Annotated in this window: 15 protein-coding genes and 4 pseudogenes; 12 read left to right on the forward strand and 7 right to left on the reverse strand. The window is 52.4% G+C overall.

Translation table 11 applies throughout. From position 1 onward, the window contains the following. Positions 1-75: 75 nt before the first annotated feature. Positions 76-228 (reverse strand): annotated as a pseudogene (locus tag ACZ522_RS19970) (type II toxin-antitoxin system RelE family toxin); the annotation flags it as partial. Positions 229-352: 124 nt separating this feature from the next. Between ACZ522_RS19970 and ACZ522_RS19975 the strand changes: the two are divergent. The 3 genes from ACZ522_RS19975 to ACZ522_RS19985 all read left to right on the forward strand — a co-directional run bounded on the left by ACZ522_RS19975 (position 353) and on the right by ACZ522_RS19985 (position 2,901). Continuing rightward, the gene (locus ACZ522_RS19975; RefSeq protein ID WP_379692231.1) at positions 353-634 is read left to right on the forward strand and encodes a hypothetical protein; all 282 of its coding nucleotides are present in this window, start codon (positions 353-355) and stop codon (positions 632-634) included. Positions 635-1,076: 442 nt separating this feature from the next. Then, complete coding sequence (locus ACZ522_RS19980) at positions 1,077-1,559, forward strand: hypothetical protein (RefSeq protein WP_379692233.1); 483 nt, start codon at positions 1,077-1,079, stop codon at positions 1,557-1,559. A gap of 727 nt (positions 1,560-2,286) precedes the next feature. After that, positions 2,287-2,901 (forward strand): class I SAM-dependent methyltransferase, encoded by a 615-nt coding sequence (locus ACZ522_RS19985; RefSeq protein WP_379692235.1) that lies wholly within the window; start codon positions 2,287-2,289, stop codon positions 2,899-2,901. A gap of 147 nt (positions 2,902-3,048) precedes the next feature. Here ACZ522_RS19985 and ACZ522_RS19990 read toward each other — a convergent pair whose 3' ends face one another. Then, positions 3,049-4,143 (reverse strand): tyrosine-type recombinase/integrase, encoded by a 1,095-nt coding sequence (locus ACZ522_RS19990; protein ID WP_464391836.1) that lies wholly within the window; start codon positions 4,141-4,143, stop codon positions 3,049-3,051. A gap of 1,331 nt (positions 4,144-5,474) precedes the next feature. After that, positions 5,475-6,140 (reverse strand): hypothetical protein, encoded by a 666-nt coding sequence (locus ACZ522_RS19995; RefSeq protein ID WP_379692237.1) that lies wholly within the window; start codon positions 6,138-6,140, stop codon positions 5,475-5,477. Positions 6,141-8,067: 1,927 nt separating this feature from the next. Between ACZ522_RS19995 and ACZ522_RS20000 the strand changes: the two are divergent. The 3 genes and pseudogenes from ACZ522_RS20000 to ACZ522_RS20010 form a co-directional block, all read left to right on the forward strand. Further along, positions 8,068-8,202, forward strand: a pseudogene (locus ACZ522_RS20000) (TRAM domain-containing protein); the annotation flags it as partial. 201 nt (positions 8,203-8,403) lie between these two features. Next, on the forward strand, positions 8,404-9,303 hold the full coding sequence (locus tag ACZ522_RS20005) for a sugar phosphate isomerase/epimerase family protein (protein WP_379692324.1): 900 nt from the start codon (positions 8,404-8,406) through the stop codon (positions 9,301-9,303). 206 nt (positions 9,304-9,509) lie between these two features. Further along, positions 9,510-9,833 (forward strand): DUF6788 family protein, encoded by a 324-nt coding sequence (locus ACZ522_RS20010; protein WP_379692239.1) that lies wholly within the window; start codon positions 9,510-9,512, stop codon positions 9,831-9,833. A gap of 154 nt (positions 9,834-9,987) precedes the next feature. Here ACZ522_RS20010 and ACZ522_RS20015 read toward each other — a convergent pair. Both ACZ522_RS20015 and ACZ522_RS20020 read right to left on the reverse strand, forming a co-directional pair. Then, positions 9,988-10,733, reverse strand: a pseudogene (locus ACZ522_RS20015) (transposase); the annotation flags it as partial. Between the two features lie 91 nt (positions 10,734-10,824). Then, a complete protein-coding gene (locus ACZ522_RS20020) occupies positions 10,825-11,007 on the reverse strand; it encodes an HVO_2922 family protein (RefSeq protein ID WP_379692241.1) in 183 nt (60 codons plus the stop codon). Between the two features lie 588 nt (positions 11,008-11,595). On the opposite strand from ACZ522_RS20020, the pseudogene ACZ522_RS20025 reads away from it, so the two are divergent. From ACZ522_RS20025 to ACZ522_RS20045, 5 genes and pseudogenes are all read left to right on the forward strand, one after another. Beyond that, positions 11,596-11,718: pseudogene (locus ACZ522_RS20025) on the forward strand (PepSY domain-containing protein); the annotation flags it as partial. Then, the gene (locus ACZ522_RS20030) at positions 11,692-12,000 is read left to right on the forward strand and encodes a PepSY domain-containing protein (RefSeq protein WP_379692325.1); all 309 of its coding nucleotides are present in this window, start codon (positions 11,692-11,694) and stop codon (positions 11,998-12,000) included. The pseudogene ACZ522_RS20025 and the gene ACZ522_RS20030, both read left to right, overlap by 27 nt. Positions 12,001-12,124: 124 nt before the next feature. After that, positions 12,125-13,051, forward strand: coding sequence for a phosphatase PAP2 family protein (locus tag ACZ522_RS20035; RefSeq protein ID WP_379692243.1), 927 nt, complete (start codon positions 12,125-12,127; stop codon positions 13,049-13,051). Between the two features lie 169 nt (positions 13,052-13,220). Beyond that, positions 13,221-13,523: a hypothetical protein gene (locus ACZ522_RS20040; RefSeq protein ID WP_379692245.1), complete on the forward strand. Its 303-nt coding sequence runs from the start codon at positions 13,221-13,223 to the stop codon at positions 13,521-13,523. Next, positions 13,524-14,036, forward strand: coding sequence for a PIN domain-containing protein (locus ACZ522_RS20045; RefSeq protein ID WP_379692247.1), 513 nt, complete (start codon positions 13,524-13,526; stop codon positions 14,034-14,036). Positions 14,037-14,413: 377 nt separating this feature from the next. Here the strand turns inward: ACZ522_RS20045 and ACZ522_RS20050 are convergent, their stop codons facing one another. Then, positions 14,414-15,211, reverse strand: coding sequence for a TrmB family transcriptional regulator (locus ACZ522_RS20050; RefSeq protein WP_379692249.1), 798 nt, complete (start codon positions 15,209-15,211; stop codon positions 14,414-14,416). A gap of 365 nt (positions 15,212-15,576) precedes the next feature. Between ACZ522_RS20050 and ACZ522_RS20055 the strand changes: the two genes are divergently transcribed. After that, positions 15,577-16,236, forward strand: a complete 660-nt coding sequence (locus ACZ522_RS20055; RefSeq protein WP_379692251.1) for a helix-turn-helix domain-containing protein — start codon at positions 15,577-15,579, stop codon at positions 16,234-16,236. A 665-nt stretch (positions 16,237-16,901) separates the two neighbouring features. Here ACZ522_RS20055 and ACZ522_RS20060 read toward each other — a convergent pair. Next, entirely contained in the window at positions 16,902-17,249 is a 348-nt protein-coding gene (locus ACZ522_RS20060) for a DUF7344 domain-containing protein (RefSeq protein ID WP_379692253.1), read from the reverse strand. Positions 17,250-17,521: the final 272 nt, after the last annotated feature.

The following is a 17,521-nucleotide window of genomic DNA, read 5'->3' on the forward strand; positions in this document are numbered from 1 at the left end:
CGGGTATATCGGAGCTCCACTTTGGCTTAATAAATGTCAAGTGGTAACATGGAGTCGAATGGATATTCGTGACTTTCAGGAATTCGTATTATCCTGTTCATCTCGCCACGAACCCCAGACCTCACGGTACTTCCCAAGTTCTCGACACTCGTTCTTTCGTTCGAAGGCGTCGATGGCGTAGAGAACTTCATTGTCCTTGTCCCGGTCGAGTAGAACGCAGAAGTCACCGGCGTGGAATTATACCAAACGGCGTCGTAGCAACGGGTGTAGAAGGCTGGTCCCTTGGGCGTCGAAAGTCGCCCCGGCGTGGTCCTGACGCCGGGACTGGCCTTCTCAAAAGGACTAGAAGACTATGCCAAAATACGACACGACCGCTGAAAGGTGCATCGCTATCACCACCTCGCCCGAACCGCGCGACGAGCGAGCGGTGAAGGAGTATCTTACTCTCCTGCCAACGGTCCCGGTGTTCGAGGACGACCCCGACACGTTTCTCTGCGTCAGTCAGTCAGGAAGCCAGTACCACGTCCCCCTCGCGCCCGGCCAACGACCGCCGGAGTGCGACTGCTCGCCGCGGGCGACGACTGACGCTTGGCGCCCGCTGAACCGCCCCGAACCCTCGGGATCGCGGCGGTAAAACCACCTGCCTGCGACCCAATTCACTTTGTAAACTATGACTCACGATACCGAAAGAGACGACTCCGTACTGTAGACCTTGGCAGTTTGGGTTTCTACTAACTGATCATCTGCTAACATATTAAGACGAGATTGTTCACAGACGCTGACTGCACTCTCTCATCAACTCAGAACTGAGAGGAGCGAGTCGGAATGTAGATTCAGAGGAGTTCGCTCGTTTCGTCCAGGAAGTGGTTCTACCGTTTTCCTCTCCCGTCGAAACGTAATCTCACCATCCTCAATTTTTTCGCACCGCAGAAGTGCACTCGTCATTAACCCGAGTGAGTTATCGACCCTAGTAGTGCTTCGACGTAAATTACCAGAATAGGGAAAAAGTGGTTTTTTCTTGTTGAACTAGAGATGAGTCTACATTTATTGGAGGTGCTCCGTTATTGTCAACTAGTATGGGTGACTGGTTCTTTGTTTCGTGGGAACAGATTAATATTGCCAGTTGGCTCCTCCTCACTATCGGTGGTGTATCATGGAGGGTTGTCGATTGGGACTTCACACGTTCGTTCCTACGATCGTTTTTCTACGGAGATGCCTATGAAGGGCTGAACAGTATCGACCGCGGTGGAGGAATAGACAGAGACGATGGCTCAGAATTTACTGATACAATGGATATTCTCGAAGAATATGGTTACTTAGATGATATTAGTAAAGATCGCCAAGCGATTGTTCGTGCACGTCGAAGCCATAATGAGATCCTGCTCTTCTCCGAGGACGAAGAGTATGAAGTGATCAACCGACTTGATCGGTTACGACCGCAAGTATTGACGGAGATGGAAGGGAAAGTTGACCACATCTTGAGGATCATCAAGCACATTAGCACTGGTGCATTCTTCTTGGGTCTTGTTCTACAGGGTCTGTACTTGTTTCGACCGTAAGGACGTTTTGACATCGCTCGACCGGCCACCGACTCTTCCCCATCGAATCAGCGTACTCACGTACAGATACCCTGAAACGACGGCGAAGTACAGTCCAGGGCCGATGATTTGCGGTTCGTCCCATTGGTCGAACGTCTGGCTGATATCCTCCACGCAGAATTGCACGATGTCGATCAGCCTTCGTACGCGGTCGTGAGTGAGGTACTCGATGTCCAACGGATCTGACCTGGCCATACATATGTACCCTTGCGGACGCGCATAAAGTCCGGATTTCACGTTCGCTCTTCTCTACTACCGAGGAGTCACCGGTGCGGCGAACGTGGGAAGCGCCAGGAACAATGGTTCCGGTGCCTGAACCCCGACTGTCGCGTCGGGAGCATTGATGCCGACCGGTCGGCCGCTATTCCAATCGCCTCTCGCGGCGAGGAATGCGCCCCATGACGGAGATGAGTTACGAACGGTGTAACAACCCGGTTCGACGCGACGCGCGACAGTGCGGCGGGCAGGAACGACACTACCTGGTGTCCGGCGTGCGGGGAGAAATACGGTGTTCAGGTTCTGTTGAAACACTCATTTGGTGATAGTTTGACGAGAGTGTGCTGAATACAGGGCGCGAGTCGGTCACCTACTCGGCACTCACAGTAATGGAATCAAATCGCTCAGTACAGAGCTCGCATTGAACACCTCCATAAAAAATTGAAGTACTATACGACAGTATCTCATCGGAATGGTCGATAAGGACGTTGTTCGACGCAGTTACGATGACTTAGATGAGACGTATGCCGCAGAACGGTCTGAAGGTGGTCACGGGATAGAGATACTTGACCAGTTTCTCAGACGGCTTCCGAAGTCTGCGCGTGTTCTCGATGCTGGTTGCGGACAGGGGGCACCAGTCCTCCGCCGGTTGAGTGCATCGACGACCGCAACCGGGATGGATTTTTCTCGTACACAACTGGAGTTGGCCACGGAAAACGCTCCTCGTGCGTCGCTCATACAGGGCGATATGGTAAATCTTCCCGTCCGTGACAGCCTGTTTGATGCAATCACTGCATACCACTCGTTGATTCACATTCCACTGGAAGAACATCAAGCGGTTATCGACGAGTTCGCGCGCGTCTTGCGTCCCGACGGGCGGTTGCTCCTCTCCGAAGGCCCCGATGAATGGAGTGGGTCGAATCCGAATTGGCTCGGGAGCGGTACCGAGATGCAGTGGCATATCGCCGGAGCAGAAGCCACACGAGAGCACCTACGCAACGCTGGTTTCACTATCGCAGATGAGTGGGGAACCGCCGACACGTTAACCGAAGATGGCGGGCGTTGGGTGTTCTTCTCGACTCGATAAATAGGCACGCGCTATCTAGCGGTTGGTTCAGCGTTGGTGAGGCGAAATAAACGAAGCCATGGTGAGAGATGCACTCTCTGTATCGCGCACACTACTACTGTCAGCCGTTGAGGGTTTCACCAGAACCACCCATAGCCTCTTCCGGGATTACTCATCAAGCAGCTCGCTCGCCGCGTCCCCCCGCTCAGAAGCGTCGATATGTGAGTACGCCTGTTTCGTGACCGAGAGGCTACTGTGCCGTAGGATGTCTGATGCGAGTCCCCGGTCCTTCCGGAACAGCGTGTCACCGAGTCCGCGACGAGCACCGTGTAGCTTCGGTGCCTCGCCGTCTACCTCAACACCGGCGTTCTCGGCGATTCGCGCCAGTACCTTCCGGGCACCGTGGGTCGTAATCGCCGGTGGCACAATCTCGTACTCCTGAAGGACCGCATCCACGTCAGCATCCGCGAGCAACTCCTCAACATCCTCCCGAGCTTCTCGGACAACGGCATACTTCGAGGGCGCGTGAGCGGTCGGGAACACCGGCCACTCGTCGGTCGGCGGGTCCTGTACCTGGTACCACCGTTCGATAGCGTCACGAGCTTGCTCTAGCACCGAGACGTCCTCCCACGACTGCGATTTCCCCCAGACTCGGAACGTCCACGACTCGCGGTCTACACGACTCCACGTTAGTCCCTGTCGACCCTCGCGGTCGTCACCGCTTACTTGGAAGACCTCTGCACCTCTGACGCCCGTGTACGCGAGCACGTGGACGAACGCCCGCTCTTGGACCGCTTGCGTCGCGTCGAGGCCGTCTTCCTTGATGGCCTCGCACGCTCGCTCGTTCGTGTACTCGACCAGCTGACGGCGGACGTCCGGGGTCCAGAACTGCTGAGTGCGGTCTTGGTCGTCGCGAGGTAGGGGCTCGCGGGCGCGGTCCGTCGTTGCCGGGTTCCGCGAGAGAACGCCGTCGCGGACGCAGAATCCAAGGAACCCAGAGATGACGTTGTAGTACATCTGCGCCGTCGAGGCCGCGATGCCGTCAGCTTCGACGCGTTGGTTCAGTCGGTCGGCGTACCGTCGGATGATCTGTCCGCCGTCGCGTTCGAGGTCCTCGAAAGAGTTGAGGTCGCGGCGCCGCAGCCACGTCTCGAACTGTCCAAGTACAGTCTCGGCGGTGTCGCGGTATTGTTTGGAGTCACCGCTGGAGCGGAGGTAGCGGCCGACAGTCTCGGTGAACTCGGTCGTATCGTCGACGCTCACCGTCGGCCTCCTGTGTCAAGATGGGCATTTCGGGAGTTGTAACCCTGGGATTTCGTGGATGGCATCGGTTCCGATGAGGGTACTGCGTCGACCCCCTTGAATCTACTTACGTGTATGCGCCTACACGAAAGTGACCCCGGAAATTCATATTCACCCTCTATAGCCTCTCTTCTCCACTGTATCGAGACTTCAGGGTATTACATCTCAGTAATGAATCATATGTCGCTATACATAAAACGTCCGGTTGGAAGTTGAGACTACACCTCGTATTGAGAACCTCTAATGCGTGGTACCGGACAAAATGTGGAAGATGAACCGCCACTCTGAGCGGCGAATTACTCTAACCTTTAACTGGTCGCGCTACACAGGGTAGGAGGACTATTAGTCATCGCCGGGCAAACGTTAAAACGAGACGGCAGCCTATCTTATTACTGTCTGCTCCTTTAACTGCGTGAGGGCACATTTGTCGTCACCACGGGTAACCAACCACACTCGTCAGTTTACTCCACTTGGACAAGCAGATCAACTGCCTCACCATCGAATAGAGCAGTCGCACAAACGCAAAATAGAAGAATCACAGCACGAAATTCTTCAATATTGTTAACCGCCCGATCTGTTTTATTCCGTCGTGCGTCTTCCATCTTGAGCGGGGTGATATAGAACCGAACATGTCATCAACCGCTATCGGATCTTCTGAGGCTACACTTCGAGTTCTTATAGGAACTCGTGACGAACTCGACGAGAACGCAAATTAGACAGGTATTTTATATCACTACCCGAGAATTGCTACTGCCCTGCTCTACAGTTATCACTGGTCCGAGAGCAGCCATGCCGTCGAACGCTTCGTTCTCGCCACCACGGGTGGGAATCGGTTACCAAGAGTCCTGCCCGAGGTGGTCGTTCAGCGTCGGTCGCTAACGTGTAATATTGGCGTGGATGACCATCGTTGAGGGCGGCCCAAGAGTGTCTGGTAGTCAGAGATCAAAATAGAAACCATACCGTTCGTCCCCACCTATAAGAAACATTTTACTTCACTCTGGCAAACGAATAGTTTGGGTACAAATTAATATAAATAAAAATACCAAAAGATAGGATAACTATTCCGGAGGTGATTATCACGTATGATTGCGTCTTAGTTTGTGATCTCTGGAACCCATAATATATTACAAATGCTCCGAGAAGTGGAGATAGCAAAGGAAAGAGGGCAGAGACTATGAAGCTAGAGAGTACTACAAATGTAGTGTAAAATAGATTACTATGTTTGAGGTATGATAGTCTCTTTAGATCCATAAATATGGCTATGCACTCTCGAAATATAAGGTTTTCTCAGACTAGTCGAAGTTGGAGTTCGCAGTGTCAGTACCGTCCGCTTGTCCTCTGATCTCAATCATTGGTTCATCAGAAGCTACACAACCTATTTGGAATGGGCAAAATTTGAATCGTCCTTGTTTATTCGCTATGAAGTATGTATTACGATTATCTACATTACCACTTGCACCCTCATAACTCCAGTAGGGACTGTTGGTCTGGCCTATGGGCGTCGAACTAATGTTCCTGACTTTTGACCCATTATAGTCCCAGATACATCGATGGGCAAATCGCCAAAGATTCTTCCCAGCTGCATCTCTCGTAGTAACCTCATAAACCGCTTTCTGGGTTCTGTAGCCTATTGAACTGATACTGACGACTGGCTCAGATTGGATTAATTTAACCTCAACGTCATGCGGTTGTAGTCCCTCAATTACAGCTTGCTGTTGTTCTTTATTAAGCTCATTCTCGAAGATCGAACGTTGTTCGTCAACTGAGAAGTCCGAAAGTTGAGTGAGGAAATTTATAACTTCTGATTCATTGTTTGGATTGAAATCAGTGTTAATGGTTTCATCCGATTTCTTCTTATTGGAGGATGCAGCAGCGGAAGTCCCAATGAACGTTGAACCAATTGCTGTAGCGCCAGTAAGTTTGAGTACCGATCTACGGGATTTCTTTTTGTTATCCATAGCTTGCACGCCTTGAAGGGCAATTAGAGTGACATGTGAAGATGTATTAAATATTCCTAAAAAGGAAATACCTTCCTCTACTACTATTATATACTAATGAAATACTGGGTCATCGAGGACCTTCGAGAATATACATATAGGGCTTCGTTCATAGAATTGTGATATTTTAAACTTCTAGACCACCTATTAGACAAAGATAACAATATTTATTCATTGCTTGGCAGATCTTGATACATGATGGTGCGTCCTAGCAATAACTTGTTTTTCACTACGGACCGAATACAACCAGCTGCTATAATCAACTGTTGCCCGTCTTCTGCCGGACCATTACATCAATAGTCTTGTAACACAAGAATTCTCTCAGGATGTAACTGTATTCCATCTATACTGGAATTGGGGAAAAATCGAAATTCAACTAAGTATACGTGAATAAGAATTCATTTTGGGTGTAGTGAGTGATTAAAGATTTGTCATCGCCCTAGAGCACTAGTAACTGGAAATACTCGCACGAATCAGGCGTCCACCTCTGTAACTGTTATCTATGTATCGTTTGTCTCCGGCTCCCTCCCTCATTCTGTTACATACAAACAATTGTCTATTGATTAGTACCGTTTGAATAGGGTCGTCCTAGCGCCTATCGTATACCTCCTGTCAGCTCTCGCTGGATATCCAATCCTCTCTCAACTCGGAGCGAATAATGAATGGGCACCCAATGTTCTCGTCCATATCGTAAGACGTTCGTGAATGGGAGGTTATTTTTCGAACGGATTGAGTCCCACTACTTTGCGTTCTCTGCCAGATCCGTCTGGGGATTGAACATTCTGCACATTAATCCAAGTACTTCTGTAGCCAGTGATGTGCAATTAATTCATTCCCCTAACTTGCTATATCTCGTATTATTTGAATATGGACCAAAACAAATGACTTTTTTCACCGTCATCACTGTACGCTAACTATGTCAATTCTCAAAATTAAAGATTATTCGAAATAATGTGCAAGAGGTTTTCTTGCTCAGATGTTCGGTCTGTATACTCTACTTTGTACGATCGTTGGTGGTGAACGAAATTCTATGAAAAATGCCCGGTAAAATGCTCCTATCTGCTCCATGGGTTCTTCCTTCTTCCACGATCTCCTTTGAGTTGCGAGCTGACTGAGTCCAGTTGAAGCTTTCAATAGGACCGGAATTAGGCGAGTAGAATCTAAATTGGATATTATTATTTGCACATCACTCATGGAGCACGCCGGTTTATCGACCTTCTCATCGATTCCATCGAAGATATCTCCACAAAGGATCTACTCCGCTATTGACCAAGTGAAGGATGCAAGGTTCAGCGCGGTACCAATATCGGCTCTGGAGCAGTTCTGCAGAAGTCCAGTTTAGTATCTCTGAGTTGTGATTCAAGAATTCCACTCCGCAGCAGTAGTCAAGTTTAACGAGGAAGGTGCGGCTGCATGAACGGTCGCCGATGTCGACTGGTATCACATGTTCACTGATACGGATCTGCCTCAAAAGGAGTAGTAAATTTTCCCTCGTAGATCATTCGGCGTTTCCCGCCTGTCTGGTGTCTCAACAACTCTCCCAGCAAAGAGAGATCTCAGAGACTGCCGAACTTACTGTTCGTATCCACGTTGCTCCGTCATGAACCGCTATATTTTCGGTAGTGGAAGAATATCGAACGGTAATGCTAGAAATTCTGGATTCCTTGAAGCTGTTTTTCGAGACGTCGCTCCAGCAGTCTGATGACGGGTATACGATCAAATCCCTCAAGAGTCCATTGAGAATGGATCCTTAGATCCAGAACAGACATACCGCATTGCAGTTATCGAACAGGCAGCGACTGAACAACCTTCTGAACCACTAGAGATCTCCAAAGCGGAGCAGCCAACTAAAACTCGCTCCCAAGAGACAACGAGATACGAGCCGTAGATGGAACAGTATGCAGCGGCGTCCACTAAATCTCCCTCTCCAGTACCGCCAGTTGAGGAAGGTGAGACACGAACGGTAAGCATCGACTCTCTTGGTGAGGAGGGGGACGGTATCGCGAGGGTAGAGAACGGGTCTACTGTAACCGTCTTCTGTGGATTCAACAGAGCAGAAGAGTGCGTTTCGACCGCTCAGTGTCGTCGTCACCGTCGAAAACGAGCCCCGCGGCCGATCGCGGGGATCCGAACGGATGGCGGTCGCGGTGATAGGCACTATATACTAATGTGTATGTATTTCAAAATGAAGTGTGTAATGACATTACCGCGTACCGCCCTTCAGTTGTACACTGTTCGATCGCATCCCGATTCGCTTCCTGATCTCGTTCGTCGCGTCGCAGCGAGCGGATACGACGGCGTGGAGTTCGCCCATCGGTTTCAGCGGGAACCGCCTGAAGACATCGCCGCTGCACTCGACGAGACCAGGCTCGTACCGGTCGCGGTACACGCAGACCTCTCGACTATTGAAGACGCTCTCGCCGGTGAAGCCGACCTGTTGGAGCGTTGTGCGACCGTCGGCTGTGACCGACTCATCGTCGCCCATCCCGACTCGACACACTTTCACACCCGCGAGTCCGTTCGCGCGCTCGCAGACCGATTGAACGACGTGGCGACGGCTCTAGACGAACGGGGACTGGAACTTGGGGTACATAACGACCGGCGTTGGTTGTGTCCGTTGCTGCCGGGCGGCGTCGAGACACTCATCGACGTGACGCCGATACCGAACAGAGCGGCCGACTATATCCAGGAGGCGGGGCGGCGACTTTTAGCCCGAAACACGGGGCCCGTTCCTCGCAATACTCCGCTCTGGCATCTCATCCGGGGGACGGATCCCGATGCCATCTGGTTCGAGCTTGAGGTAGCCGAGCTTCACGCCGGCGGCGTTGCGCCGACCGAGGCGCTGTCGTTGCTCGACGGCCGAGTAGAGATGCTCCATCTCCGCGACGTGACTCCGGGGTCCGGACTCGACGACTATAAAAACGTACCACATGGTGACGGCGTCGTGGATATGAAACGTAGATTCGAGGCTGCGGGCGACGCCGACGTCAAATGGGTCGTTTACGAGAACGAACTGGACACGCCCCCCGAGGAGAAAATCGACGCCGGTAGACGATTCTTCGATCGGATGCTCGGAGAGCGGGCCGAAACGACCGAGCCGGTTCACCACACAGGAGCGCCTTAACCGTGACAGAGTATTTAAAGTCATAGTGACGTGGCCGAGGCGAATTGGCTTCTCAATTGGCTGCATCGATCGCAACCTACTTGCGTACCGCCAGGACGTCGCAGCTGAAGACATCGACGCTCGTGAGGGTGAATAGCCTGACACATATTTAACCAACAAAACTATGCTATTGGCATTCTTTGTTGGTTAATACGGGTCGAGTTACCATGTCATACGAACCACCGGCACCTCCACAGGAACTTCTCACAGACGTCGTCGACACACTCGACGATTACTCACCCAAACTCCTTCGAGACGTCGCCAGATACACCGAGGAACTCGCTGAACACCGTGAGCGAGAGGAACGGCTAGCGGATAACGAAGAGAACGAGGGGGTCAAGGAGCGACCAGAGAATCTTCCGGATGACGTTCCCTCGAAGGCGACGATTACGGTGAAGGAGATTAACGATAACCGCTATTACTACTGGCAGTGGCGAGATGGAGAAAAAATACATTCAAAATACAAAGGTCCAGTCGATTCGGAGAACTAATCCTCGTTTAGGTCGATCAGGCGAGGAGACGCCGGTAACTGCGCGTCCTGAAAGTCGTCAGTTCCACCAGACATTGAATGTCAGAATAGACCTGCTGCTCACCACCGAGCAAATGCCGAAACGATACGGCGATCTATCCTATCTCTATCTGCTTCTACAACAGCGTGAGGACGCTATTGACCGTTACCCCTGGGGATCGGTCGTATTCACCCGTCAACTCGACTTGCACGAGGAGATCAACCGCTCTCTAGATTGAGTACAACAGGTATGTAAACGCGAAATAGAAGAACGCAGTACGAGGTTCTTTGACGTCGTCGCGGCCATCGATCGCTTGATACTCTTGTAGCTGCTCTCGACCACTCAACGATGTCGATACTGTTCGATTGCCCCAGAGTGGCCGTTCGTCATGAACACGACGTACTGACCGTAATCAGTCCGCTGTGAGTTCTCCTTTCGGTCGTACTCCATCATCGTCGACAGCCACTCGTCTTCCCTAAATACAAACCAGGTCAATGACGTAGCGATCTTTCCGTGTTTCAGTACTTGCTTTGCTTGGGCTTTCTCGCTCGGGTACATTCGCTTCGGAACCATGTACACCAGCCTTCGATCATCTACGGCTTTTAGGACGTGCTGGCTGTCGAACTCGCGGTCCAGGAGAACGTTGTCGATACGAACAACCTTCTGTGCTGAATCCAGCAAGTCCTCAACCATTTCAGTCTAGGAGTCACCCCTGCGGACTGGGCCAAACGTCGAGTACTAACGGAACAGCGTTACTGCCAGCTAGACAATCGCCCACTAGTAAGCGTATTCGTTCGTTTTCTCCTTCGTTCGGATAATCTCGTCTTCGTGGCCTGTCCGATCGCCGGTGAACGGATCTGCTTCGGTTGTGTCGATAGCAATGAAAAGGTACACGATTATGGTACTGGCTGGTTCTCTGGAATATAGCATCTGAATGAGTTATCGTGACTTCATGTCAGAAATGCTTTTAATACTACTCGTCGACAAACTGGATGTCGGCGCCTCCAGCGTTCCGTTTCACACTATCGATACCACGTTCCACACCCTGTTTCGACTGATAGCCTTCGCCGCTGTCCGCGATGATCTTCCCATTCGGCGCGACGAGCCGCCACCGCCACTCTGCCGCTGAATCCTGGAATACTTCGAACGTCGCCATGCTTGACCAGTGGCCTATCTCCTACTTACATTCTCGTACTCATCGAACTACCATCCCATCGTCAATCCCCATTCAGTCGCGCATCATCGATGCAGCCGCAATTCTCAAGCTGAACGATCTTGACTAATCGTTAAGTAAAGAGGTTCTATTTAGCATGGGGTGAGGGCTTCCTAAATTGGTATATACAACTTAGGGAGTAGTGATGTTCAAGCCCTGGAAGGAGTGGGCGGAAGTGTACGTGCTGTATTTGGTCTTTCGGGGGAGGTAAACGCCTCTAGGTGAGCATGAACGTAGCTGAGAATGGCCATTCTCAGTAGCAGGCCGTGTTCTTTTCCATGGCAGAGCCCTTCCCCTAATAGGTCATCACGCCTGTTCTAAATAATGATTGATCAGCGACACGCCGTACTCGGTATTGGACTACTCGTGTTGGTCAGTGCTGGTGGGGCCTCCGTTGTCGGGGCAGCTCCCGCCGACGTCAACCAGTGGGACTGACCCTGGGAGGACGACGATGGTGACGAGTGGAGCGACGACGTCAATCTAAGTGTAGTATCGGTCAATAGTCCCGAAGCCTTCAACACCGCGGCCAACGAGACGAATGCCACGCCGGTCGGACTCGAACTTGACTCCGAGGACGGTACACTGGTCTACGATGTCCTGACGGTAGGTACGGACAACGTCACCACTGTGACGATCGACGCAACGAATGGGACGGTCTTGGAGACGAGCGTCGAAGACGATGAGGATGAATTCGAGGACCTGCGGGCGCTTAACCTGCGCGAGCTGCGGTCGGCTACCGATGCGGTCGCCATCGCGCAGAACGAAACTGCCGGCACCGTCACGGAGGTTGAGCTCAGGACCGACGAGGGGCTCCCCATCTATGAAGTTGAAGTCGTAGCCGATGATGGCACGGAGACCACTGTGTACGTCGCTGCGACCGAGGGACCGGTCCTCGGGATCCACACCGAGGGCAACGGGAACGAGTCGGACGGCTGAGAACGGCCAGAGCTCTTCCGTTCTTCCTCAGGTCTTACCAGGTACTGCCATGTTGAATCTACAGCAGTAGTTTACACGGCCATCTGACCGACCGATACAGGCCAGTGTCTTAACGGGATTGTAGTTGATATATTCCGGTGTGAATCTATTCGGAGGTGACCGCGGTATCGGGGTGGTCGAGGTGCTTCACGGCTGGGCATCAGAACCCGTTCTCGTAGTCTTCGCTCTCTTAACCCAGCTTGGCGATGTTTGGTTTCTCTTCCTGTTGGGTGGTCTTCTGTACGTCGCCGGCGATCAGTTCCCGCGGTGGGGGATCGATCGGCGGCGTGGCCTGTTCGTTCTTGGTCTCCTACTCACGTACGTGGCTCTTATTGGAGTGCTCAAGAATTTCTTCCTGCTCCCTCGGCCTCCCGGTGCGGGTGATCCACCAATCATAGTGTGGCTTCCAGCCGTCTTCCAGGGCGTGTTAGCTTCAATCGCAACTGGGTCGGGCCCCGGATTTCCGAGTGGCCACGCCTTCGGGAGTACTCTGGTATGGGGTGGGTTCGCACTCGTCGTCTTCGAAGACGAATTATCGCCGGGATGGCTCGGAGTCGCAGCTATCGTTGGTCTCGTCTCGCTCTCACGACTCATCTTGGGCGTCCACTACCTGGTTGATGTTGTGGTCGGAGTTGCTCTCGGAGTGATAGTACTGGGTGTGCTCTACGTGATCGCCGATCGAGGTACTGCCCCTGCTCGAGTGCTCCTTGTCGCGGTCGGCGCCGGCGCCCTAGGACTCATCCAGGGAGCCACCTTCGAGAGCGTGGCCGCACTCGGAAGTGGGGTTGGAGGGTGGCTCATCTGGCGTGGCATCGCCGATTCAACACCCGCTCAGCCGTCAAATCGCCGAGAGGCAGCTGCTGGATTCGTTGTATTCGGATTGGCAGGCGGCTTCTTCGCGCTGGTGTATGCTGTCGAACCACCACTACTGGCTACGTTTTTCGGCTCCGCGATCGCCGTCAGTGGGGCCGTTGTCGCCCCTCTGGCCGGTGAGAAACTCCTTGATTGGTAAGTGCGTGACTACGTGGCTGGGAGGTGGCCAGAGTAGTCGTATCCATGTTTGATTCGACGATCCGTTAGAGAGGATATCGAGGAGTCTAAAGCGACTCTATACAGGTTCAGTGAGGCTCACATCGTACACACGAAAACGGCTAAGTACGTTGGCTCACAATGTACACATAATGAGCACCGACAAAAAGCGCGTGCAGTTTCGAGCACCCAATCGGCTTATTGACCGGGCCGACGCACTCGCTACAGTGCTCGGGGAAGACCGAACAAACGTCCTCGTGACTGCGCTTCGAGAGTACCTCCAAGATGCCGCTCACGATGATGCACTCACTCAAGAGATCGCTGCTGCCTACTATGACGACGAAATCTCCTTCGAGCAGCTCAAAGCACTCGTCGGCGCTGAAGAGGCAGCGAACCTCCGGGTGTTGAAACAACAGTTGGATGAAGACTTTGTCGACGAAGTCGCCGAGCTATAGATGGCAGGGTTGGTCGCAGATACATCCGCACTCGTGAGTTTGGGTATCGTCTCGGACTTCGATCTTGATCCACTCTCGCTCTGTCTGGAGGGCTATGACGTGTTCGTTCCAGACGAGGTAATTGAGGAACTCCAAGAGATCGCCTCGTACGATGATCAGCATGGAGAAGCTGCAACTGCAGTCCTTGGTCGAACTGCCGAACTCACGGTCCAATCAGTCAATCTCGATGCCGAGTTCCCACTCGATGATGGTGAGAACGCAGCTGTCACCCTTGCAAACGAGATCGGCGCCACACTCTTTCTCTGTGATGAATTCAATCGTCTTGGGTTGATCCACGCCTCACTAGCCAATACACGACTTGTAACGACGCCGACACTCCTCTCAGTGTTTGTTCGAACAGGCCGATTGACGGTCGACGAGGCACGCATCCTCCTTGATGGGATCAGTACCGCTCGAAGCTGGGATGCGAACAGCTACGTCCAGCGAGCGCGCTCGTTGCTTGATAACTCCTGATCTATTCTCTTCTTCGAGCTAGGTACAGGTGATTCGATGAAGGCCCTCGGCCGCTCGGCATCCTGGAGTGGAAAAACAGATTGAGATAGCCCAGTTACAGATCGTTGGATGGCGATGTTAGCTCACTGTACAAATTCTTGAGTTAGATCAGATGTGGTCACATGCTGAACGGACCCAGACTGATTGCTGTTAACATCGATTCCATCAGTACAGAGAATGCCAGTGACATCAACCTCTCCTGCATGAGCATCTTGCAGGTATTGGGCATTCTCTCGGACAAACTTGAGATACTCAATCAGCTCTCGAAGCCCACTTGAGAACGTACATATCGCACTCACGTGCACGAAAACGGTCACTTAGTAGATTGTTCAGAGGATCTATTCATCAGGTTGGGAGGTGAGGGTTCTGAGTCGCCAAGTGAAGATGGCCCGCAGCACCACGACGAGGCTGTTGTACTCGCCCGTCCCCCAGATGCCCGTCTCGTGGATTCTGTCCGTCGCGTCCTGGCCGAGGAAGACACTCACGAGAGCGGTTCGCTTGTCGGTGATGAGCAGACTTCCGGCTCCCTCATCGGACCACGCCCACAGCGTCTCGAAGAGTTCAACCGCGGGAACCCGCTCTTGGATCTGGACCTGAACGGGCTCGGAAATCCCCGCGAGATAGATGTCGACGCCACGCTCTTCAGCCGCCTTCAGGTGGTCGAGGTGGTCGTCGGTGAGGAGTTCGTCGACGGTCATGTAGATGAGTTCATCTTCCGCGTCGTTGATGAATTCGAGGAGCCGAATGGTGACAGCTTCGTGACCGGTGACCGTCCACACCCCGAATTCCTCGGGCGGTCGAGTGGCGGGTTCGAGGTGTTCGAACAGTTCACTCAACTCCGTAATGGTGTTCTCGCGTTGGAGGTTGAGTTTGCGGAGGGCGCTCTCTCGTGACACCGGCGTGAATTTCTTGGGCGACGTGTGTTGTATATCGACCAGTCCAGCCTCGTGAAGGGCGTCAACCGCGTCGTAGACGCGGGTGCGGGGCACATCGCCGACCTCTGCGACGTCCTTTGCGGTGCCAACCCCGAGTCGAAGGAGATAGACGAACGTGTAGGCTTCGTACTCGGTGAAGCCGAACTCTTTGAGCAAACTGGCACACTCGTATTCGAGTTGTTCGGTCGTCTTTCCCGCCATATTGGCTCGTAGGAGGTAGCACCGGAAAAGGGGAGGGGGTAGTTTACCTCTGGTGGTTTCCGCTGCCGCGCTAGCCGGTTAGTGCGTCGTAGATTCTGCCTTCTCCGGCACCGTTTGAGTGATCGATAAGTGCAGGCTGTGAACTTATTGAAGGAGCAGCCTATGATTATGCGGGCGAATACCATCAGCCTCTGGGTAACTCGTCCTATGTTTAATTAGAGGAAGCAATATTACATAGTATGCTCTACCTCCGTTAGGTGGGCGATTTAGAGACGAGAGACTATCGTCTCTTCCAGCGATTCCCACGTGGTTCGCATACACAGTTCATGTGGGGTTTTTACAGCCACCGTGACATCGTTCGAGTAATGGCTACTGAGGCTACTTTTACCGTCCCATCCAATCAGTTCCCTCTCGGCACCGTGTTCGCACAACTACCGGACGTGACGGTTGAACTGGAGCGATTGATCCCGTCACAGGACGTAGTGATCCCCTATTTCTGGGTTCGAGGAACGGAAGCTGACGACATTGAGGGAGCGTTTGCCGACCATCCAGGCGTGAATCGAATCCAGCTCGTCGATTCCGTCGAGGACGAGTATCTACTGCGGGTCGAGTGGTCACTCGAATACGCTGACGTACTGAGCGTGCTGACCGAGATCGACATCCCGCTCATCAAAGCTGCCGGTACGAACCGGCAGTGGACGTTCGACATTCGTGGGGATACTCGAAGCGATATTGCGAGCTTTTACTCTCGCTGTCGAGAATTGGGCATCCCAGTCAAGCTGACGGAACTGCATGCACTGACGCCGCTCGAGACCGAAACCGAGGCAGAACTTACTGATACACAACAAGAAGCACTAGAGCTCGCTTACGAGCGTGGGTATTTCGAATCCCCGCGCGAGGTGACGATGGAAGAGATCGGTGACGAACTCGGTATTTCCCAGCAAGCTGTGGCGTCTCGCCTCCGGCGCGGGATCAATCACATCCTCGGAAATACGCTCTCGGAGACGGAGCGTTCGCATCGATAGCAGGGGTAAAACGACGTTGTATAGCCAATAGCAATTCTGACATCGCTTCTCACGACTAGAAGACTCGAAAGAGAGTGGAATGAACTCCCGCTCGTCGCTTTGGAGGGCGTAAGCATGATCGAATGTCAAGAATGCGAAATCAATAGAACACGTGTTATACAAGTGATATACACGACTGGCTCGACAGAGACGCTCGAGTTGTGCGATCGCTGCGCGACCAAATTCGCGAACGGGGGTTTCGTTACGGAAGTCGTTCGAGTATAACTCGGTGAGTGATCATCACTACGTAAACGGATGGATCGACGAAAAACGGGTAGAATACTGGAAATTGTAGTACTAAACATACCCTCTCCATCTCAGAGAGTGCTCTTGGTAAGCTCGGGTAATTTGGCGGATTGATCGATATGTGGGTTCTCTGTTCTTAGCTCTGAGACGGTGTCGTAGAAGGCTGTCTTCTAGTACGTTAAACGAAGCCGTACTCGAAGGAGTTCCCAGACTCTCTCTGAAACCAAAATACCCGTGTAGTGACGTGCGATCCGAGTTGCGAGGTATTCGTATAAGTATGTATCCGCGTAATCCTGCACGGCGTTAACAGTCGATTTCAGATATATGAGTAACCGCACCAGCTGAGGGTATAGGTATACTCCCGTATCCACGTAAGTACCTCACTTCGGCGAAACCGTCTCTCGGAATCTCTCTACCGTTTTCAAGGCCTCAGTCGGAACCACGCGCTGGTCCTCAAAACAATACTCAAGAACGCCCGCATCGTCTAACATCGGCAGGGAGCTGTGGTGGAGTTTCACTTTCGTACGTTTGATCTCTTGCTCGGCTATCGTCTCTCGCTCGACGCTCTGTCTCTCTGCGGCGACCCACCGTGCAAGAGACGAGAGGGTAACTGAGCGGTCTCTTGCTGCGAGGACACTGACGACGGCCTGTCGGTGTTCGGTGCTCAAGACCGCGAAGTAGTCATTGAGTGACTGCCCAGACAGAGTACCGTTTTGTGTAACTGCCATGTTCTGATTTGGGAATCTCTTCCACTGTTAAGTATTTTGTTATCATAATTTTGTGGGCCAAGAATTGTTATCATCTCATCCAATTTACCCAACCAAACATAGTGCACTTGTCGGTGAGTGACCACTTGGCTGTCAAAAGTTGCGTGCTGAATACAGAGGGTGTGTTCATCACTGAGGCTCGTTTATCCGTCCCAGTAACACTGACCCTACCACTGAGTAGGAATATGAATGTAGCACTTGGTGTTCCGAGAATCACCTAAGAACCGAATGAG

This window comes from Halopelagius fulvigenes (assembly GCF_055398025.1).